Below are 18649 nucleotides of genomic sequence, written 5' to 3'. Positions count from 1 at the left end.
AGTGCAGCCTTGTCCGGGTCCCGCATCACCTCCCTGGGGCACTACCAGCCCTCCCGCGTGCTGACCAACACCGAGCTGGAAAGCATGGTGGACACCAACGACGCCTGGATACGGCAGCGCACGGGAATCGCCACCCGGCGGATCGCGGGGGACGGCGAGTCCGTCACCGACCTGGCCTCGGCAGCCGCCGGAAAGGCACTGGCCGCCTCCGGTCTGGAGCCCGCCGACATCGGCCTGGTCACCGTGGCGACCTGCTCCGCCGTCGACCGCTGCCCCTCCACCGCCGCCCAGGTCGCCGCGCGTCTCGGCATTCCCTCGGCGGTCTGCTTCGACCTCAACAACGGCTGCGCCGGTTTCTGCACCGCGCTCGCCTGCGCCGACCACACCGTGCGCGCCGGAGCCGCCCGGCACGCGCTCGTCATCGGCGCCGAGAAGATGTCGGACGTCACCGACTGGACGGACCGTTCCTCCTGCATCCTGCTGGGCGACGGCGCGGGCGCCGCCGTGATCAGCGCCGCCGAGCAGGGTGACGCCGGAATCGGACCGGTGACCTGGGGCTCCGATCCCACGCGCGCGCAGGCGGTTCGACTGGCGGGCGCGTGGCAGCCGCGGTTCACGCAGGAGGGCCAGGCCGTCTACCGCTGGGCCACCACCGAACTGCCCGCCGTGGCCCGGGAAGCCTGCCTCCGTGCCGGAATCCTCCCCGCCGACCTGGGCGGGGTCGTCACCCACCAGGCCAATCTGCGGATCATCGAGTCCCTGACCCGGCAGCTCGGCCTGCGCGACGACGTCGTCATCGCCCGCGACGTCGTCGAATCCGGCAACACCTCCGCCGCCTCGGTGCCACTCGCCCTGTCCAAGCTGTCCGAACGCGGCGAACTGCCCTCCGGCACACCGGTACTGATCTTCGCCTTCGGTGGCGGACTCTCCTGGGCCGGCCAGGTCGTCACCTGCCCCTGACCAGTCCGGCCGTTCCAGGCCAGTCCAGGCCGTTCCAGGCCGGTCCGGGCCTTCCGGACCGCGCCGACCGCCCCGGTCAGGCGGCATCCGTGGGAGCGCCCGCACCCGCCGCGTAGTCGCGCAGCTCCAGCGCCGCGTTGATGCTCCGCCCCTCCTCTCCGGAGGCGAGCGTCGGCTCGGCCAGGGCCTGGTTGCGGGCCGCGAGGGCCTCGGCCGTACGCGGCGCGAGGACGGCGAGGCCGCTGTGCGCGAGGGCCTGGTTGGCCTCCACGAACTCCCGCAGCCCGCTCTCGTACGCGGCGAAGGCGGCCGTGTGGTCCTCCCGCACGGCCAGTTCACCGGCGAGGACGTACGCGCCGATCAACGCGATGCTCGACCCCTGCCCGGAGAAGAAGGACGGGGCGTACGCGGCGTCGCCGACGAGCACGACCCGGCCCGTGGACCAGGACGGCAGGTGGATCTGACCGGCCACGTCGAAGAAGAGGTCGTCCGCCTCCCGCATCGCGGCGACCATGCGCGGGACCTCCCAGCCCTCGTCGGCGAAGACGGAGGCGACGAGCTCGCGCTGGGCGGCCGGGTCGCGGAACGCCGCCGCCGGTACGGTCGTCGGCGCCAGGTCCGAGGCGAACACCAGGAAGCCGTGCAGGTCCTCGGTCTCCTCCACGGCGTACAGGACCGCGCCCTTGCCCGGGGTGTTGCGGATGACGCCCTCGTGGCTGAGGCCGAAGTCGTTGGGCAGGGTGAAACCGGCGAAGCTCTGGCCGAGGGAGCGGTGGTACCGCTCCTCGGGCCCCATCACCAGCCCCCGGGTGTGCGAGTGGATGCCGTCCGCCCCCACGACCAGGTCGAACGTGCGCCGGGACCCGCCGCGGAACACCACGTCCACGCCCCCGTCGGCCCCGTCGCCCCGGTCGTCCAGCGTCGCGATCGAGTCGCCGAAGAGGAACTCGACGTCGTCGCGGACGAGGCCGTACAGGAGGTCGGCCAGGTCGCCCCGGCGTACCTCCACGTCCCGGCCGTCCACCCCGCCGGTCATGGTCTCCGGCCGGAGTGCGGCCCGTACCGAACCGTCCGGGTCCAGGAACGACACCTGCCGGCTGTCCACGTGCGCGTCCCACAGCCGGGGCAGCAGCCCCATCCGCTCCACGACCGCCAGGGCGGTGCCCCGGATGTCGATGGGGTAGCCGCCGCCGCGTACCGCGTCCGCCTTCTCGACCACCGTGACCGCGAAGCCGTACCGGTGGAGCCAGTAGGCCAGCGCGGGGCCCGCGATGCTGGCGCCGGAGATCAGGACGCTGCGCGGGCGGGGCGCGGTGGTGCCCGTACCGGCGGCCGTACCGCGACCGGATTCCGTACCGTAGGTGCTGGTCATGAGGTGTCCCCTCTCGACAGGCACGCAGACTCTCACCATCTACGTAACTTAGGTATCTTTTTTGCGGGCGCGAGAAGCCCGTGGAGCGATGCCGCGAACCCAACTATATACCTAACTTAGGTATCCAAAGGAGTGGCATGAGCGCCCAGGAGCCGCACGCGGCAGACCGCGACGACCCCGAAGGCGGTTCCGACGCGGCGTTCGATCTCGTGGCCGAGATGCTGCCGCGCATGGCTCAGCTCAGCAACACGCTCAACAAGGGGCGGCTGCCCGAGCACGCCATGGAGACCGCCGGACTCGCCCTGGAGCGGCCGTCGATGTCCGTCCTGGTCACCCTGCACATGGCCGGGACCCCGCTGCGCATCGGCGAGATCGCCGCGCGCATGCAGGTGGTCGGGCCGCACGTCACGCGTCAGGTCAACGGGCTGGAGAAGCGCGGACTGGTCCGCCGCGTCACCGACCCCGAGGACCAGCGCGCCCGGCTCATCGAGCCGACCCCGGAAGGCGCGGCGGGCGCCGAACGCTACATGCGGACCATCCTCGGCTGGTTCGGCGGAGCGCTCGCCGACTGGTCCGACCGGGACCGGCGGGAGCTGGGACGGCTGCTGGGGCGGCTCGTGGACGACTTCACCCGCCACCTGTCGGCGCTGGACGCGGAGTAGCGCCCCCTCGGTGACCGCCTCGGTGGCACCCGCGCCGCATCCCCTCCGCGGACCCTCGCCCGGCGCCCCGGCAGAAGAACGCATCACGGGCTTGCGGTTGCCGCTGCGGCAGCTTCTACCGTCCTTCTCAGGGCCGGAAGAACCCGGACCCGTACGGGGCAAGGCGAATCGACCCCCGTACCGAGCATTCGTTTCCAGCTCCTGGTACGCGAACGAGGGCACGCGAACAAGCGGCACGCGAACATGCGGCACGTGAACATGCGGCACGTGAACATGCGGCACGTGAACATGCGGCACGTGAAGGAGACGGCCATGGCCTGGCCCATCGCGGAGGTCGCCCGGATGTCCGGGGTGACCGCACGGACCCTGCGTCACTACGACGAGATCGGGCTGCTGCCGCCCGCCGGCATCGGCTCGAACGGGCACCGCGTCTACGAGGAACGCCAACTGCTGCGGCTGCAGCAGATCCTCGTGCTGCGGAGCCTCGGCGTCGGGCTGCCCGAGATCGGCCGCATCCTGGCCGAACAGGTCGACGAACTGGCGGCCCTGCGCGGCCACCACCGTCGGCTGCTCGCCGAACGCGACCGCCTCGGCACCCTGGCCGCGGCCGTCCACCGCACCATCCGCGAGCTGGAACTCTCCCGAGAGGACGGCACCACCATGACCAGCATCAACCGGCCCGAGAACCTCTTCGAGGGCGTGCGCCCCGAGCAGTACGGGGAGAGCCTGCGGGACTTCCCGGAGCACGCCGAAGCGGTCGAGCGGCACACCTCCGGCCTGACCGGGGACGAGATCGCGGCCGGGCAGCGGGAACGTACGGCGCAGATGATCCGGCTCGCCGAGTTCCTGGCCGCGGGCCTGCCCGCCGACTCGGCGCCCGTGCGGGAGCACGTGGACGCGCGGTACCGGGCGCTGACCGAGCTGCGCCCCGTCACCGCCGACGAGCACCTCGCCATCGGGCGCTCCTGCGTGGAGAACCCGCAGTGGCGCGCGGCGTACGAGGCCATCGCGCCGGGCCTCGCCGCGTACCAGCGGGACGCCATCGAGGCGTACCACTCGGTCCGCCCGGCCTGACCGGACCGGACCGGCCTCCGGGGCACCCGGCCCGACCGGACAGCCCTGAACGCCCGGCCCGACCGGACAGCCCTGTACGCCCGGACCGCCCTGCACCCCCGGCCCGGCCTCCGGGGCGCCCGCGGAAACACTTCGGCCCCCAGGACGAATCCTGGGGGCCGAAGCTACAGCTGGACGCTGCGGGGGTGGAACCACCGATCCCTGAAGGGGATCAGAAGTCCATGTCACCGCCCGGCATGCCACCCGGGGCGGCCGCGCCGGCCTTCTCGGGCTTGTCGGCGATGACGGCCTCGGTGGTGAGGAAGAGCGCGGCGATGGAGGCGGCGTTCTGCAGAGCGGAGCGCGTGACCTTCGCCGGGTCGAGAATGCCCTCGGCGATCATGTCGACGTACTCGCCGGTCGCGGCGTTGAGGCCGTGACCGATCGGCAGGTTGCGGACCTTCTCCACGACGACGCCACCCTCGAGACCACCGTTGACGGCGATCTGCTTGAGCGGGGCCTCCAGCGCGAGCTTGACGGCGTTGGCGCCGGTGGCCTCGTCGCCCGTCAGGTCGAGCTTGTCGAAGACGGCGGACGCCTGGAGCAGAGCCACGCCACCACCGGCGACGATGCCCTCCTCGACGGCGGCCTTGGCGTTGCGCACCGCGTCCTCGATGCGGTGCTTGCGCTCCTTGAGCTCGACCTCGGTGGCGGCACCGGCCTTGATGACGGCCACGCCGCCGGCCAGCTTCGCCAGACGCTCCTGGAGCTTCTCGCGGTCGTAGTCCGAGTCGGAGTTCTCGATCTCGGCACGGATCTGGTTGACGCGACCCTGGACCTGGTCGCTCTCACCGGCGCCGTCGACGATCGTCGTCTCGTCCTTGGTGATGACGACCTTGCGCGCGGAGCCCAGCAGGTCGAGACCCGCGTTCTCCAGCTTGAGGCCGACCTCCTCGGAGATGACGGTGCCACCGGTGAGGATGGCGATGTCGCCGAGCATGGCCTTGCGGCGGTCACCGAAGCCCGGGGCCTTGACGGCGACGGACTTGAAGGTGCCACGGATCTTGTTGACGACCAGGGTCGACAGGGCCTCGCCCTCGACGTCCTCGGCGATGATCAGCAGCGGCTTGCCCGACTGCATGACCTTCTCCAGCAGCGGAAGGAGGTCCTTCACGTTGGAGATCTTCGAGTTGACGATGAGGATGTACGGGTCGTCGAAGGACGTCTCCATACGCTCCATGTCGGTCGCGAAGTACGCCGAGATGTAGCCCTTGTCGAAGCGCATACCCTCGGTGAGTTCCAGCTCCAGACCGAAGGTCTGGGACTCCTCGACGGTGATGACGCCTTCCTTGCCGACCTTGTCCATCGCCTCGGCGATCTTGGCGCCGATCTCGGTGTCGGCGGCGGAGATGGAGGCGGTCGAAGCGATCTGCTCCTTGGTCTCCACGTCCTTGGCCTGCTCCAGCAGAGCGGCGGAGACGGCCTCGACGGCCTTCTCGATGCCCCGCTTGAGGGCCATCGGGTTGGCACCGGCGGCGACGTTGCGCAGACCCTCGCGGACGAGCGCCTGGGCGAGAACGGTGGCGGTGGTCGTACCGTCGCCGGCGACGTCGTCCGTCTTCTTGGCGACCTCCTTGACCAGCTCCGCACCGATCTTCTCGTACGGGTCCTCGAGCTCGATCTCCTTGGCGATGGAAACACCATCGTTGGTGATCGTGGGCGCGCCCCACTTCTTCTCGAGGACGACGTTACGGCCCTTGGGGCCGAGGGTGACCTTGACGGCGTCGGCGAGCTGGTTCATCCCGCGCTCGAGACCGCGCCGTGCCTCCTCGTCGAACGCGATGATCTTGGCCATGTGAAGTGGTCCTCCCGGACAGGGGTGGATTGCTCCGGACCGAGAGGCGCCCGCGACGGACGGCCTGCGTGCCCGGCGGTTCCTTGCCCCGCCGCGCCTGCGGGCCTCACCGGCCCGGTCCAAGTTTCTGTCACTCTCACCTGGAGAGTGCTAACGCCAATGATTAGCACTCGACCCCTGCGAGTGCAAGCGTCCTCCTCGTCCTGGGGACAAGCCCGGGCCGCCCCGCAGGCGAGTCGCAGGCGCTCCGCGGGCAACCTCCGGGCCCCCACGGGCCCTTCCGGGCCCCGCGGAACGCGAACGCGCGCAGGGCCCGTACCCCTGACGGGGACGGGCCCTGCGTGCGTGAGAAGTGTCGTTGCCGACCGCGTCCGATCTCAGCCCACGGCGAGCTTGACCATGTCCGCCTGCGGCCCCTTCTGGCCCTGCGAGATCTCGAATTCAACTCGCTGACCCTCTTCGAGGGTGCGGTATCCGTCCATCTGGATCGCGCTGTAGTGGACGAAAACATCCGCACCACCGTCGACCGCGATGAAGCCGTACCCCTTCTCCGCGTTGAACCACTTGACGGTGCCCTGAGCCATGCCTAACTCCCCTATTTCTGGCCCCTGCACAGGACCGCACTTCGCGGACCCGGGTCAGAACTCACCCTCCGACAGGAGAGGGTGCGTGCGCCGGAACGCGTCGACCGCGGCCGAATGTATCTGCCCAACTGCCCTCTGCAACAGGTCAATCGGACGAGAATTCTGGTCGCGGCGGAACGCCCGAACATGAGGATTTGTTGAGAATTTTGGGCAAGTCGGGCCAGACAAAGGCCACTTAAGGCACAGAGGGCTTCCGGACTTTGGCTACATCTTGTCGCGCGTCGGCGCGATCTCACACCCGCCCGACACGGGCGGCGGAGGGGGCTTCCCCAACTGTACCGCGCTCAACCCTACGGAATTGCCCCCTCCGCGTCGTACGCGAAGGGGGCAACGGTGCGCTGCGGAACGGCGGTCGGGGACCCCGCCGGACGACGGGGTCCCGGACCGGCCGTCGGGGTCAGCAGCCGCCGGCGACGGCGGGGATGATCGAGACGCCGGCGCCGTCCGGCGTGGCCGCCTGGAGGCCGCCCTCGAAGCGGACGTCGTCGTCGTTGACGTACACGTTGACGAAGCGGCGCAGCTTGCCCTGGTCGTCCAGGACGCGCGCGGCGATGCCCGGGTGGTCCTTCTCCAGGGACTCGATGACCTCGGAGAGGACGGTGCCCTCGGCCGAGACCTCGGCCTGGCCGCCGGTGTACGTGCGCAGGATGGTGGGGATGCGGACCTTGACGCTCATGGGGATTGCCTTCCTCGGTTCTCGGGTGGTCAGTGGGCCGCGAGGCCCGCGTCGCGGAACGCGTCCAGGCTCGGGCGGATGGTCGCCGACAGGCCGGTCGTCGGGGAGACGGCGTCCAGGGTCTTCAGGCCGTCACCGGTGTTCAGGACGACGGTGGTCAGGGTCGGGTCGAGCAGGCCGGCCTCGATCAGCTTCTGCGTCACGCCGACGGTCACGCCGCCCGCGGTCTCCGCGAAGATGCCCTCGGTGCGGGCGAGCAGCTTGATCGCGTCGACGACCTGCTCGTCGTCGACGTCCTCCACCGCGCCGCCGGTGCGGCGGGCGATGTCCAGGACGTACGGGCCGTCGGCCGGGTTGCCGATCGCGAGCGACTTGGCGATCGTGTTCGGCTTCTGCGGGCGGACCACGTCGTGGCCGGCCTTGAAGGCGGTGGAGACCGGGGAGCAGCCCTCGGCCTGGGCACCGAAGATCTTGTACGGCTTGTCCTCGACGAGACCGAGCTTGATCAGCTCCTGAAGTCCCTTGTCGATCTTGGTGAGCTGGGAGCCGGACGCGATCGGGATGACCAGCTGGTCCGGGAGCTGCCAGCCGAGCTGCTCGCAGATCTCGTACGCGAGGGTCTTCGAGCCCTCGCCGTAGTACGGGCGGAGGTTGACGTTGACGAAGCCCCAGCCCTCGCCCAGCGGGTCGCCGATGAGCTCGGAGCAGAACCGGTTCACGTCGTCGTAGTTGCCCTCGATGCCGACGAGTTCGCCGCCGTACACCGCGGCCATGACGACCTTGCCCTCTTCCAGGTCGTGCGGGATGAACACGCAGGAGCGGAAGCCGGCCCGCGCGGCGGCGGCACCGACCGCGCCGGCGAGGTTGCCGGTGGAGGAGCAGGAAAGGGTGGTGAAACCGAAGGCGCGGGCTGCCTCGACGGCGATCGCGACGACGCGGTCCTTGAAGGAGTGCGTCGGGTTGCCGGAGTCGTCCTTGACGTACAGGCCGCCGGTGATGCCCAGCTCACGGGCGAGGTTGTCGGCCTTGACCAGCTTGGTGAAGCCGGGGTTCATGTTGGGCTTGTCGGCGACATCGGCGGGCACCGGCAGCAGCGGCGCGTAGCGCCAGATGTTGTTCGGGCCGGCTTCGATGCGCTTCTTCAGCTCTTCGGGGGAGCCGCTCGGCAGGTCGTACGCCACTTCGAGCGGCCCGAAACAGGACGCGCAGGCGAAAATGGGACCGAGTTCGAAGCGTTCGCCGCACTCGCGGCAGGAAAGCGCACTGGCGGGACCGAGGTCCACGGACGTGCCGGAACTCGCTGCAACGGTCTGAACAGCCATGATGGCGGAGGCCCTTTCTCCTCATCTTCCTTGCGACGCATTTCGCCGCAAGACGGAATTGGCACCTTCCCCACCGTGGCCTCGCGGCCGGCGGGAGGGTTGCCGGGACTTCAACGGGCCGTTCCCTCAGTCCCTCTGGATGAGCGCTATGGCACTGGATCGTGCGATCCAGGCGTTTGTCCGCCCTCCGACCCCGACATGCGAAGGCAGTGAGCGTTGTTCAAGACTGTAACTGAAGCACCCGACGGTTGAGGTAGTAGTCCGAACCGCGAGATGGATCACATACAGGGAGTATCGCCCGTGCTGGAAGAGGTCGACAGCTGGCTGAACCGCCGTTCCTGGGCAGCCTCCGACCGCCCGCTGGACCGTCTCCTGGCCGCCAGGGACCGGAGCCCGCGGGGCTCCTCGGTGAGCGTCGTCCTGCCCGCGCTGAACGAGGAGGCGACGGTCGGCGACATCGTCCGGACCATCCGCCGCGAGCTGATGGAGAAGGTCCCGCTCATCGATGAACTCGTGGTGATCGACTCCGGCTCCACCGACGCCACCTCCGCCGTCGCCCGCGCGGCCGGAGCCCGGGTGGTGCACCGGGACTCCATCCTCCCCCGGATACCCGCCGTCCCCGGCAAGGGCGAGGTGCTCTGGCGGTCGCTCTTCGTGACCAGCGGCGACATCGTCTGCTTCGTCGACGCCGACCTCAAGGACTTCTCCGCCGACTTCGTCTCCGGCATCATCGGCCCGCTGCTCACCGACCCGGGCATCCAGTTCGTCAAGGCGATGTACGACCGGCCGCTGGAGACCGCGGACGGCCACGCCCCCGCCGGTCCCCCCGCGCAGGGCGGCCGCGTCACCGAACTGGTCGCCCGCCCGCTGCTCAATCTGCACTGGCCGAAACTGGCCGGCTTCGTCCAGCCACTGGGCGGCGAGTACGCGGTCCGGCGCCCGCTCCTGGAACAGCTCGCGTTCCCGGTCGGCTACGGCGTGGAACTGGGGCTCCTGGTGGACGCGCTGCACACCGTGGGGCTCGACGCCCTGGCCCAGGTGGACGTCGGGGTCCGCCGCCACCGCCACCAGGACGGGCAGGCGCTGGGGCGGATGGCCGCCGCGATCTACCGCACCGCGCAGCTGCGGCTCTCCCGGGGGCACCTGGTGCGCCCGGTGCTCACCCAGTTCGAACGCGACGAGGACGGTTTCCGGCCACGCACCTACGCGGTGGACACCGAGGAACGGCCGCCGGTCCGGGAGATCCCCGAGTACACCGCGAGACGCGCCGCCTGACCGGGGCCGGCCTCGCGTCGGGTGCACGGACCCGACACGGCACGAGACGCGGCCCGACCGGTCCCGGCCTCGCGCCGGTGCACCGCGAGACGTGCGGCCCGACCCGCCCCCTCGCCGAGCACACGGCACGCCCCGGCGCCCGACCCCGCCCCGGCCTCGAACACGTTTGGGGGGTTACGTATCGGGCTAGGTTCCGCTACATGGTCTCCGAGCACGCCGCCCAGGTCCTCGTCGCGTCCAACCGCGGCCCCGTGTCGTACACGCTGAACGAGGACGGTTCCCTCGACGCACGCCGGGGCGGAGGCGGGCTCGTCTCCGGGCTGAGCGCCGTCGACGACAAGGTGTGGGTCTGCGCCGCACTCGGCGACGGCGACCGCGAGGCGGTCCGGCGCGGCGTCGGCGAAGAGGGCGTCCGGATGCTCGACATCGACGCCTCCGTGCACGCCGACGCGTACAACGGCATCGCCAACTCCGTGCTCTGGTTCGTCCACCACCTGCTCTACCAGACCCCCGTCGAGCCGGTCTTCGACGACGAGTTCCGGCGTCAGTGGGCCGCGTACGAGACGTACAACCGGGCCTTCGCCGAGGCGCTGGCCGAGGAGGCGGGCGAGGGCGCCGCCGTGCTGGTGCAGGACTACCACCTCGCGCTGGTCCCCGGGATGCTCCGCGAACTCCGCGCCGACCTGCGCATCGGCCACTTCTCGCACACCCCGTGGGCGCCGGTGGACTACTTCCGGCTGCTCCCCGACGACATCGGCGAACAGCTGCTGCGCGGCATCCTCGGCGCCGACCGGGCGGCCTTCCTCACCCGCCGCTGGGCCGACGCGTTCATCGGCTGCTGCACCGAGATCCTCGGCGGCACCAGCGGGACCCGCATCGGCGTGCACGGCCTCGGCGCGGACGGCGACTTCCTGCTCGCCCGCTCGCACGAGCCGGACGTGGACGAGCGGATGGCCGCGCTGCGCGAGCAGATCGGCGGCGACGGCAGCCGGAAGACGATCGTCCGGGTCGACCGGACCGAGCTGTCCAAGAACATCGTGCGCGGGCTGCACGCCTACCGCACCCTCCTCGACAACCACCCCGAGTGGCGCGAACGCGTCGTGCACATCGCCTTCGCCTACCCCTCCCGCCAGGACCTGGCGGTCTACCGCGAGTACACGTCCGCCGTCCAGGAGCTCGCCGACGAGATCAACAAGTCGTACGGCACCGACACCTGGACCCCGGTCGTCCTGCACGTGAAGGACGACTTCGCCCGCTCGCTCGCCGCCTACCGGCTCGCCGACGTGGCGCTGGTCAACCCCATCCGGGACGGCATGAACCTGGTCGCCAAGGAGGTCCCGGTCGTCTCGGACCACGGGGTCGCCCTGGTGCTCTCCCGCGAGGCCGGGGCATACGAGGAGCTGGGCGCCGACGCGCTGGTGGTGAACCCGTACGACGTGAGCGCCACCGCCGAGGCCCTGCACGAGGCGCTGACCATGGACGGGACCGAGCGCGCCGAGCGGTCCGCGCGCCTCGCGGAGGCCGCGACCGCGCTGCCGCCGCAGGCGTGGTTCCTCCAGCAGCTGGAGGCACTGCGGGAGGGGTGAGGTCCCGCGGTCCCCCCGACGCTCAGATGTTTCCGGCCACGGCCGCCAGCAGCGCAGCGACCTGTGCCGGGCCCGGCACGATCAGGTCGGCGCGGGAGGCCAGCTCGGGCACCTCGGTGCCGCCGCTGCACACCAGCAGACCCGGCACCCGGTCCGGACCGCCCGAACGCAGTTTCTCCACGGCCGCGAAGGCCGCGATGTCGCCGAGGTCGTCGCCCGCGTAGAGCAGCGACCCGGCCCCCACCTCGGCCGCGTACTCGGTGAGCGCGACGCCCTTGTCGACCCCCGGCGGGCGCAGCTCCAGGACCTGTCGGCCCGGCTCGACGATCAGCCCGTGGTCCGCGGCGAGCCGGCCGAGGGGCTCGCGCAGCAGCTCGAAGGCGGCCTGCGGGTCGGCGGCACGGCGGGTGTGGACGGCGACGGCCTGCCCCTTCTCCTCCACCCAGGCACCCTTCAGCACCTCGGGCCCGTCGAGCAGGGCGGGCAGCTCCGCGCGGACGGCGGCGAGACCGGGGTGCGGCGGCGGGGCGGCCACCTCGCCGGAGGCCGCGTCCCAGCGCTCGGCGCCGTAATGACCGAGCACCACCAGGTGCTCCAGGCCGGGGACCCCCGCGAATCCGCCGTGCGCGACCGCGACGGCGGCGGGGCGGCCGGTGATCACGACCACGGACGCGATCTTCGGCGCGAGCGCGGCGAGCGCGGGCAGCACGTCGGCGTGGGCCCGGGCCTGCTCGGGATCGGGCACGATGTCGGCGAGGGTGCCGTCGAAGTCGAGCGCCACCACCGCCCGGCCCGGACGGGCCAGCAGCGCGGCGAGCCCTTCACGGCCCGCGTCGGTGGTCGGAGTCGGCACGTGGTCCAAGTGGCTGCCCATGGTCCGACAGTAGCGGGGGACGGGCGGGCCTGCCGAGACCGCACCCGGCGTCCGCGCACACCCGGACGAGGGCCCGCCCCCGCCCCCGTAGGCTCGGAGGGAGGGTGCGCGGGACAGCAGCAAGGAGCACGAGCATGGACGACCCCATCCAGCAGGTCGAGTACGAGCAGATGCTGCTCAGCCGCCACATCTTCCTGCGCACCGCCAACGGGCGGCGCAAGGACGACGTGCTGGAGCGGAGCGCCTACGTCCTGCTCAGCCGCATCCGCGTGCAGGGGCCGATGTCCATCAAGGAGCTGAGCGACGCCTTCGGGCTCGACTCGTCCACCCTCAACCGGCAGACCGCCGCCGCGATGCAGGCCGGTCTGGTGGAGCGCATCCCGGACCCGTCGGGGGGCATGGCCCGCAAGTTCCGGATCACGCCGGAGGGCGCGCAGCGGCTCGACGTGGAGCGCGACAAGAACGCGAGCGGCCTCGGGCTCGTGCTGGAGAAGTGGTCCGTGGAGGACGTGGAGAGGTTCGCCGCCTACCTCAAGCGGTTCAACACCGACATCGAGCGGCTCTCGGGACGGCCCTGGCCCCGTCCGTAGGACGTGTGCGCGTGCGGGGGCCGGGCGCGGGGACGCGGGGGCGCGTGCGGGGGCGGGGGATGCCCGCACTGTTCTTGTACGGGTCGCTCGTGCGGGTGAGCCGGGAGCTCGGGCGCCCGTCCTCAGCGCCGGTTCCGCTTGGCGTCCCGTACGCGGCGCAGGCGGTTGACCGTGACGGGGTCCGCCTCCAGGGCCCGACGGTCCTCGATGAGGGCGTTCACCAGCTGGTAGTACCGGACCGGCGAGAGGCCCAGCTCCTCGCGGATGGCGCGTTCCTTCGCGCCGGGGCCCGCCCAGGACCGCCGTTCCAGAGCCAGCAGCGCGCGGTCGCGGTCGGTGAGCGCGCCGGCGCTCGCGTCCGCTCCGGTGGGGGCGCTCCCGTCGCCGGTCACGTCGTTGCCGGTCACGCCCTTGCCGGCCGCGTCGTCGCCGGTCGCGTCGGGTCCGGGGGTGCCGGGGGTTCCGTTTCCGTACTCGGGGGCGGTCATGCCGACCAACCTAACGCGCGCCCCGGACAGTGCCACCGGGGCGGCCCGCCACCCGCGGACTTTTGTATGCACACGATACAAAGCGGAATAGTGGACTAGACCTTTTGAGGTCAGAGGGCGAAACTGTCCCCCGTGAGACATGTCATCGCCCTCGATGTGGGCGGCACGGGAATGAAGGCCGCGCTGGTCGGAGCCGACGGCACCCTCCTGCACGAGGAGCGACGGGCCACCGGGCGGGAGCGCGGCCCGGAGGCGGTGGTCGAGACCATCCTCGGGTTCGCCGCAGAGCTGCGCGCCTACGGCGAGAAGCAGTTCGGGGAGGCCGCGGTGGCAGCCGGGGTGGCCGTACCGGGCATCGTCGACACCGACCGGGGGATCGCGGTCTACGCCGCCAACCTCGGCTGGCGCGACCTGCCCCTGCGCGACCTGCTCGGCGAACGGCTCGGCTCCATCCCCGTCGCGCTCGGCCACGACGTCCGTACCGGCGGGCTGGCCGAGGGCCGCGGCGGGGCCGGACGCGGCGCCGACCGCTTCCTCTTCGTCGCCCTCGGCACCGGCATAGCCGGGGCCATCGGCATCGACGGGGTCGTCGAGGCCGGCGCGCACGGCAGCGCCGGGGAGATCGGGCACGTCGTGGTCCGGCCGGACGGCCCGGAGTGCGGCTGCGGTCAGCGCGGCTGCCTGGAGACGCTCGCCTCCGCCTCCGCCGTCAGCCGTGCCTGGGCCGCCGCCTGCGGCGACCCCGCACAGGACGCGGCGGACTGCGCGCGGGCCGTCGACGCGGGCGACCCCACCGCCCTGCGCGTCTGGGCCGACGCCGTCGACGCGCTGGCCGCCGGGCTGGTCACCGCGATCACCCTGCTGGACCCGCGCACGCTCATCATCGGTGGCGGTCTCGCCGAGGCGGGGGAAACCTTGTTCACACCACTGCGTGCGGCCGTCGAGGAACGCGTCACGTTCCAGACACTGCCCCACATCGTTCCGGCGACCCTCGGGGACACCGCCGGATGCCTGGGCGCGGGGATGCTCGCCTGGGACCTACTCGCCACGGAGGTATCCGTCTGATGGCCGGACGCGCAGACAGCACGGTTCTCACCGGTGCCCGGGTCGTACGGCCCAGCGGCATCGAGGAGAACGGCCGGTTGGCCGTCGAGGGCACACGGATCGCCGACGGGGCCCCCGAGGACGCCCGGACCCTCGACCTGACCGGGCACTGGATCGTCCCCGGCTTCGTGGACATGCACAACCACGGCGGCGGCGGCGCGTCCTTCACCGCCGGTTCGGTGGACCAAGTACTGACGGGCGTACGGACGCACCGCGAGCACGGCACCACCACGGTCGTCGCCTCCACCGTGACCGACAGCCTGGACTTCCTCGGCCGCTGGGCCGGGACCCTCTCCGAGCTGGCCGAACAGGGCGAGATCGCGGGCATCCACTTCGAGGGCCCCTTCATCTCGCCCTGCCGCAAGGGCGCGCACAGCGAGTCCCTGCTCCGCGCGCCCGACCCGGCCGCCGTCGGCGCCCTGCTGAAGGCCGCGCGCGGTACGGCGAAGATGATGACGCTCGCCACCGAACTGCCCGGCGGGCTCGACTCGGTACGGCTCCTCGCCGAACAGGGCGTCATCGCGGCGATCGGCCACACCGACGCCACCTACGAGCAGACCGTCGAGGCGATCGACGCGGGCGCCACCGTCGCGACCCACCTCTACAACGCGATGCCCGCCCTCGGCCACCGCACCCCCGGCCCGATCGCGGCGCTGCTGGAGGACGAGCGGATCACCGTCGAGCTGATCAACGACGGCACCCATCTGCACCCGGCGGCCCTGGAGATGGCCTACCACCACGCGGGCGCCGCCCGGGTCGCGCTGATCACCGACGCCATGGACGCGGCCGGCTTCGGCGACGGCCAGTACCAGCTCGGCCCGCTCGCGGTCGAGGTCAAGGACGGCGTCGCCCGGCTGGTGGAGGGCGGTTCGATCGCCGGTTCCACACTCACCCTGGACACCGCGTTCCGGCGTGCCGTGACCATCGACCGCATCCCGGTCGAGGACGTCGTCCGGTCGATCTCCGTCAACCCCGCCCGGCTGCTGGGCCTGTACGACCGGATCGGCTCGCTGGAGACCGGCAAGGACGCCGACCTGGTGGTGCTGGACGAGGCGTTCACCCTCAAGGGCGTCATGCGCAAGGGCGAGTGGATCGTCGAGCCCAAGGGGGCCTGAACAGGCGGGCCTGAACAGGCGGGCCTGAACAGGGGGCTTGAACAGGGGGCTTGAACAGGCGGTTCACATGGGGAGCCCGAAACCCCCAATCCCACTTGTATGACTGGAAATCGCCACCCGCGAAAGGGCATTGCCGCCACCGCTCCCGTGGGTCACGCTGTCCACATGTTGATCAGGGAAGCCACCGCGGAGGACTGGCCTGCCATCTGGCCCTTCTTCCATACGATCGTCGCCGCCGGCGAGACCTTCACCTACCCCGCCGACCTCGACCAGGAGCAGGGCCGTGACTGGTGGTTGCTGACGTCCCCGAGCCGCACGGTCGTCGCCGTGGACGACTCGGGGGCCGTCCTCGGCACCGCGAAGATGAACCGCAACCACCAGGGCAACGGCTCGCACATCGCGAGCGCCAGCTACATGGTCGATCCGGCGCACTCCGGGCAGGGCGTGGGGCGGGCACTGTGCGCGTACACCGTGGACTGGGCGCGTGAACAGGGCTACCGCGCCATGCAGTTCAACGCGGTGGTGGAGACGAACGTCCACGCGGTGAAGCTCTACGAGTCACTGGGGTTCGAGATCATAGGCACCCTGCCGGAGGGCTTCCGGCACCCGGAGGACGGGTACGTCGGGCTGCACATCATGCATCTGCGGCTCTGAGCGGAGCCGGGACGATCCGAGCCTGCCCGCGCAGCTCCTTCGGCGGCTCCTCCGCGTACAAGGCGTACGAGTTGCACGCGGCGTACGACGTGGCGGACGCCCGCTGCTCGCCCTCCGGACACCCTCTGGGCCCACTGCCGTCTCTTTGGCATGATCACGGGCATGACGCTCCCTCGGCACGGCACGCCCTGCCGCCGGAACGCCACATTCCAGTACGCCTGACCGGCAAGCGGCCCGGCGAACGAGAGAGAAGGACCGGGGGGCGAGTCCAGGTGATCCTGACCGTCACGCTGAACACCGCACTCGACGTGACCTACACCGTCGCGGATCTCATCCCGCACGGCAGCCACCGGGTGAGCGACGTGGCCGAACGGCCCGGCGGCAAGGGCGTCAACGTCGCCCGGGTGCTCGCCGCGCTCGGACACCGCACGGTCGTCACGGGGTTCGCCGGAGGCCGCACCGGAACACTGGTGCGCGAACTGCTCGCCCCGCTGGGCCCCGAGGACGCGCTCGTCCCCGTCGCCGGCGACACCCGCCGCACGGTGACCGTCGTCGAACGCTCCAGCGGACGCACGACCCGGCTCGACGAACCCGGCCCCGAGGTCGGAGCCGCCGAGTGGGCCGCCCTGCTGCACACGTACGAGGAGCTGCTCGGCGGTGCCACGGCCGTGGCGCTCTGCGGCAGCCTGCCGCCGGGCATACACGTCGGCGCCTACGCGGAACTCGTCCGCCGCGCACGCGCCGCCGGGATACCCGTGCTGCTGGACACCGGAGGGGAACCGCTGCGCCGGGGGATGGCCGCCCGGCCCGACTTCGCGAAGCCGAACGCCGACGAACTCGCCCGCCTCACCGGCTCCCGGGAGCCCCTGCGCGCCGCCCGCGACGCCCGCCGCCGCGGTGCCCGCTCGGTGGTCGCCTCGCTCGGCGCGGAGGGCCTGGTCGCCGCCACCGAGGAGGGGTCCTGGCGGGCCGTGCCGCCATCCGTCGTACGGGGAAACCCGACGGGTGCGGGCGACTCGGCGGTGGCCGGGCTGCTGTCCGGGCTCGCCGAGGGGCTGGCCTGGCCGGAGCGGCTGGCCCGCGCGGTGGCGCTGTCCGCCGCGACCGTACTCGCCCCGGCGGCCGGGGAGTTCGACGCGGACGCCTACGCGGAGCTGCTGCCCCGCGTAGGCGTGGAATCACTCGCGTCGGTGCTCTGACCCGCCGGAGCCGCGGCTCCGGCGCGGTCCCTACTGCTGCTGCCCGGCCTTCAGCGAGAGCTGGTCCAGGTTGGCGTCGCACTGGTCGCCGACCTCGCAGGAGAGCTTCAGGGTGTTGGAGCCCTTCGTGAGGTTGACGTAGGCGTAGGTGTTCGTCCACCCCTTCGCCGCGTCGCCCTCCGCCGCCTGCGCGTAGTTCTTCATGTTGATGGAGCGGGGCGCCTCGGTGTTGACCGTCAGGGTCGTCTTGGCGTCCTTGCCGGGCACGCCGTAGGTCACGTACAGGGTGTACGGACCGGCCTTGGGCACGTCGACCGTCCAGGTGGCCGAACGGCCGACCTCGTTGAGGCTGATGTACTGGCCGCTGGCGCTCTTCGCACCGGGGACGGTGTTGTCCAGGGTGGCCGTGCCGCCGAGGGTGAGCGCCGCCGCGTCCTGCTTCGGCAGCTCGACCGGCTCGTCCGAGGTGGTGGGCTCCGGGGACGCCGACTCGTCGGCGTCGCCGCTGGGCGCCACCGAGGACGAGGCCTGGTTCTTCTTGTTGTCCTTGTCGTCGCCGTCGCCCGTGGTCAGAGCGACGCCGATGCCGATCAGCACGACCGCGACGACCACGATCGCACCGGCGAGGATGGCCTTCGTGTTGGGGCCGCCACGGCCGCCGTTCCCGCCATTGCCACCGTTGACGCCCCGCCCCGCGCCGCCGCCGTGCCCGACCGAACCGGACGCCGTCACGGCACCGGCACCGCCGGGGTAGGTCTCGGGGGCCGCGTACTGCGCGGTGGGCCGGCCGTACTGCTGCTGGCCGTAGGGCTGCTGGGGCTGGCCGTACTGCTGCTGGCCGTAGGGCTGCTGGGGCTGGCCGTACTGCTGCGGGGGCTGCTGACCGTAAGGCTGCTGACCGTAGGGCTGCTGAGGCTGGCCGTACGCCTGCTGCGGCGGGACCTGCCCGTACTGGCGCTCACCGACGGCCCGCACCTGGTTGTAGGAGGTCCGGGGTACACCGCGCTGAGCCGCCGGTCCGGGGTAGCCGTAGCCGCCACCGCCGGGCGGCTGGGCGCCCGCCGCCTGCCCGTCCTCGTACAGGTAGCCGAACGGATCGTCGTCCTCGGGCTTGCTCTCGCCGTTGTTCCCGGCCGTCATCCCTGGGTCACTCCTCACCATGTCGCCAGCCGTCGCCGACCGGGCGAGCCTACCTCGTACGGAGCATCCTCCGAATGTGC

The 18649-nt window shown here is 71.6% G+C and carries 18 protein-coding genes and 1 riboswitch; of the genes, 10 read left to right on the top strand and 8 right to left on the bottom strand.

What is annotated here, in order from left to right; all coding sequences use genetic code 11:
- Positions 1 to 9 precede the first annotated feature (9 nt).
- Positions 10 to 960 (top strand): beta-ketoacyl-ACP synthase III, encoded by a 951-nt coding sequence (locus tag ACWCWD_RS30455; protein ID WP_450777736.1) that lies wholly within the window; start codon positions 10 to 12, stop codon positions 958 to 960.
- Positions 961 to 1036: 76 nt separating this feature from the next.
- Here the strand turns inward: ACWCWD_RS30455 and ACWCWD_RS30450 are convergent, their stop codons facing one another.
- The gene (locus ACWCWD_RS30450) at positions 1037 to 2332 is read right to left on the bottom strand and encodes an FAD-dependent monooxygenase (RefSeq protein ID WP_450777734.1); all 1296 of its coding nucleotides are present in this window, start codon (positions 2330 to 2332) and stop codon (positions 1037 to 1039) included.
- A gap of 137 nt (positions 2333 to 2469) precedes the next feature.
- Between ACWCWD_RS30450 and ACWCWD_RS30445 the strand changes: the two genes are divergently transcribed.
- The gene (locus ACWCWD_RS30445) at positions 2470 to 2994 is read left to right on the top strand and encodes a MarR family winged helix-turn-helix transcriptional regulator (protein ID WP_450777732.1); all 525 of its coding nucleotides are present in this window, start codon (positions 2470 to 2472) and stop codon (positions 2992 to 2994) included.
- Positions 2995 to 3306: 312 nt separating this feature from the next.
- Positions 3307 to 4068, top strand: a complete 762-nt coding sequence (locus ACWCWD_RS30440) for a MerR family transcriptional regulator (protein WP_450777730.1) — start codon at positions 3307 to 3309, stop codon at positions 4066 to 4068.
- Between the two features lie 211 nt (positions 4069 to 4279).
- On the opposite strand, the gene groL is transcribed toward ACWCWD_RS30440, so the two are convergent.
- From groL to thrC, 4 genes are all read right to left on the bottom strand, one after another.
- On the bottom strand, positions 4280 to 5902 hold the full coding sequence (groL, locus tag ACWCWD_RS30435; protein ID WP_266705879.1) for a chaperonin GroEL: 1623 nt from the start codon (positions 5900 to 5902) through the stop codon (positions 4280 to 4282).
- A gap of 377 nt (positions 5903 to 6279) precedes the next feature.
- Positions 6280 to 6486 carry a cold-shock protein gene (locus ACWCWD_RS30430; protein ID WP_003967346.1) on the bottom strand — a complete coding sequence of 69 codons (207 nt, stop codon included), beginning with the start codon at positions 6484 to 6486 and terminating at the stop codon, positions 6280 to 6282.
- A 457-nt stretch (positions 6487 to 6943) separates the two neighbouring features.
- A complete protein-coding gene (locus ACWCWD_RS30425; RefSeq protein WP_266705881.1) occupies positions 6944 to 7222 on the bottom strand; it encodes a MoaD/ThiS family protein in 279 nt (92 codons plus the stop codon).
- A gap of 29 nt (positions 7223 to 7251) precedes the next feature.
- Positions 7252 to 8544, bottom strand: a complete 1293-nt coding sequence (gene thrC, locus ACWCWD_RS30420; protein WP_450777728.1) for a threonine synthase — start codon at positions 8542 to 8544, stop codon at positions 7252 to 7254.
- Between the two features lie 18 nt (positions 8545 to 8562).
- A riboswitch (SAM riboswitch) is annotated at positions 8563 to 8690 on the bottom strand.
- A 154-nt stretch (positions 8691 to 8844) separates the two neighbouring features.
- Between thrC and ACWCWD_RS30415 the strand changes: the two genes are divergently transcribed.
- Together ACWCWD_RS30415 and ACWCWD_RS30410 are read left to right on the top strand one after the other, a co-directional pair.
- Positions 8845 to 9819 carry a glucosyl-3-phosphoglycerate synthase gene (locus ACWCWD_RS30415; RefSeq protein ID WP_450777831.1) on the top strand — a complete coding sequence of 325 codons (975 nt, stop codon included), beginning with the start codon at positions 8845 to 8847 and terminating at the stop codon, positions 9817 to 9819.
- Positions 9820 to 10019: 200 nt separating this feature from the next.
- Entirely contained in the window at positions 10020 to 11405 is a 1386-nt protein-coding gene (locus ACWCWD_RS30410; protein WP_450777726.1) for an alpha,alpha-trehalose-phosphate synthase (UDP-forming), read from the top strand.
- 22 nt (positions 11406 to 11427) lie between these two features.
- Here the strand turns inward: ACWCWD_RS30410 and otsB are convergent, their stop codons facing one another.
- Positions 11428 to 12279, bottom strand: a complete 852-nt coding sequence (gene otsB, locus ACWCWD_RS30405) for a trehalose-phosphatase (RefSeq protein WP_450777724.1) — start codon at positions 12277 to 12279, stop codon at positions 11428 to 11430.
- Between the two features lie 134 nt (positions 12280 to 12413).
- On the opposite strand from otsB, the gene ACWCWD_RS30400 reads away from it, so the two are divergent.
- Positions 12414 to 12869 carry a MarR family winged helix-turn-helix transcriptional regulator gene (locus ACWCWD_RS30400; protein ID WP_450777723.1) on the top strand — a complete coding sequence of 152 codons (456 nt, stop codon included), beginning with the start codon at positions 12414 to 12416 and terminating at the stop codon, positions 12867 to 12869.
- Between the two features lie 122 nt (positions 12870 to 12991).
- Here the strand turns inward: ACWCWD_RS30400 and ACWCWD_RS30395 are convergent, their stop codons facing one another.
- A complete protein-coding gene (locus ACWCWD_RS30395) occupies positions 12992 to 13261 on the bottom strand; it encodes a DUF3263 domain-containing protein (protein WP_450777829.1) in 270 nt (89 codons plus the stop codon).
- Between the two features lie 267 nt (positions 13262 to 13528).
- On the opposite strand from ACWCWD_RS30395, the gene ACWCWD_RS30390 reads away from it, so the two are divergent.
- From ACWCWD_RS30390 to ACWCWD_RS30375, 4 genes are all read left to right on the top strand, one after another.
- On the top strand, positions 13529 to 14422 hold the full coding sequence (locus tag ACWCWD_RS30390) for an ROK family protein (RefSeq protein WP_450777827.1): 894 nt from the start codon (positions 13529 to 13531) through the stop codon (positions 14420 to 14422).
- Complete coding sequence (gene nagA, locus ACWCWD_RS30385; RefSeq protein WP_450777721.1) at positions 14422 to 15576, top strand: N-acetylglucosamine-6-phosphate deacetylase; 1155 nt, start codon at positions 14422 to 14424, stop codon at positions 15574 to 15576. The genes ACWCWD_RS30390 and nagA overlap by 1 nt, the downstream gene beginning before the upstream one ends.
- Positions 15577 to 15741: 165 nt before the next feature.
- Positions 15742 to 16230: an N-acetyltransferase family protein gene (locus ACWCWD_RS30380; protein WP_450777719.1), complete on the top strand. Its 489-nt coding sequence runs from the start codon at positions 15742 to 15744 to the stop codon at positions 16228 to 16230.
- A 272-nt stretch (positions 16231 to 16502) separates the two neighbouring features.
- Complete coding sequence (locus ACWCWD_RS30375) at positions 16503 to 17429, top strand: 1-phosphofructokinase family hexose kinase (RefSeq protein WP_450777717.1); 927 nt, start codon at positions 16503 to 16505, stop codon at positions 17427 to 17429.
- Between the two features lie 30 nt (positions 17430 to 17459).
- Here ACWCWD_RS30375 and ACWCWD_RS30370 read toward each other — a convergent pair whose 3' ends face one another.
- Complete coding sequence (locus ACWCWD_RS30370) at positions 17460 to 18569, bottom strand: carbohydrate-binding protein (protein WP_450777715.1); 1110 nt, start codon at positions 18567 to 18569, stop codon at positions 17460 to 17462.
- Positions 18570 to 18649 lie beyond the last annotated feature (80 nt).

This window comes from Streptomyces sp. NPDC001493 (assembly GCF_053597235.1).
Note: the sequence above shows the minus strand (reverse complement) of the source record. Positions and strands in the feature narration are given on the sequence as shown.

Bases quoted from the DNA above. Each gene is read 5' to 3' on its own strand.
- ACWCWD_RS30450 (WP_450777734.1), bottom strand. From the start codon at position 2,332: ATGACCAGCACCTACGGTACGGAATCCGGTCGCGGTACGGCCGCCGGT.
- ACWCWD_RS30445 (WP_450777732.1), top strand. From the start codon at position 2,470: ATGAGCGCCCAGGAGCCGCACGCGGCAGACCGCGACGACCCCGAAGGC.
- ACWCWD_RS30440 (WP_450777730.1), top strand. From the start codon at position 3,307: ATGGCCTGGCCCATCGCGGAGGTCGCCCGGATGTCCGGGGTGACCGCA.
- groL (WP_266705879.1), bottom strand. From the start codon at position 5,902: ATGGCCAAGATCATCGCGTTCGACGAGGAGGCACGGCGCGGTCTCGAG.
- ACWCWD_RS30430 (WP_003967346.1), bottom strand. From the start codon at position 6,486: ATGGCTCAGGGCACCGTCAAGTGGTTCAACGCGGAGAAGGGGTACGGC.
- ACWCWD_RS30425 (WP_266705881.1), bottom strand. From the start codon at position 7,222: ATGAGCGTCAAGGTCCGCATCCCCACCATCCTGCGCACGTACACCGGC.
- thrC (WP_450777728.1), bottom strand. From the start codon at position 8,544: ATGGCTGTTCAGACCGTTGCAGCGAGTTCCGGCACGTCCGTGGACCTC.
- ACWCWD_RS30410 (WP_450777726.1), top strand. From the start codon at position 10,020: ATGGTCTCCGAGCACGCCGCCCAGGTCCTCGTCGCGTCCAACCGCGGC.
- otsB (WP_450777724.1), bottom strand. From the start codon at position 12,279: ATGGGCAGCCACTTGGACCACGTGCCGACTCCGACCACCGACGCGGGC.
- ACWCWD_RS30400 (WP_450777723.1), top strand. From the start codon at position 12,414: ATGGACGACCCCATCCAGCAGGTCGAGTACGAGCAGATGCTGCTCAGC.
- ACWCWD_RS30390 (WP_450777827.1), top strand. From the start codon at position 13,529: ATGAAGGCCGCGCTGGTCGGAGCCGACGGCACCCTCCTGCACGAGGAG.
- nagA (WP_450777721.1), top strand. From the start codon at position 14,422: ATGGCCGGACGCGCAGACAGCACGGTTCTCACCGGTGCCCGGGTCGTA.
- ACWCWD_RS30380 (WP_450777719.1), top strand. From the start codon at position 15,742: ATGTTGATCAGGGAAGCCACCGCGGAGGACTGGCCTGCCATCTGGCCC.
- ACWCWD_RS30370 (WP_450777715.1), bottom strand. From the start codon at position 18,569: ATGACGGCCGGGAACAACGGCGAGAGCAAGCCCGAGGACGACGATCCG.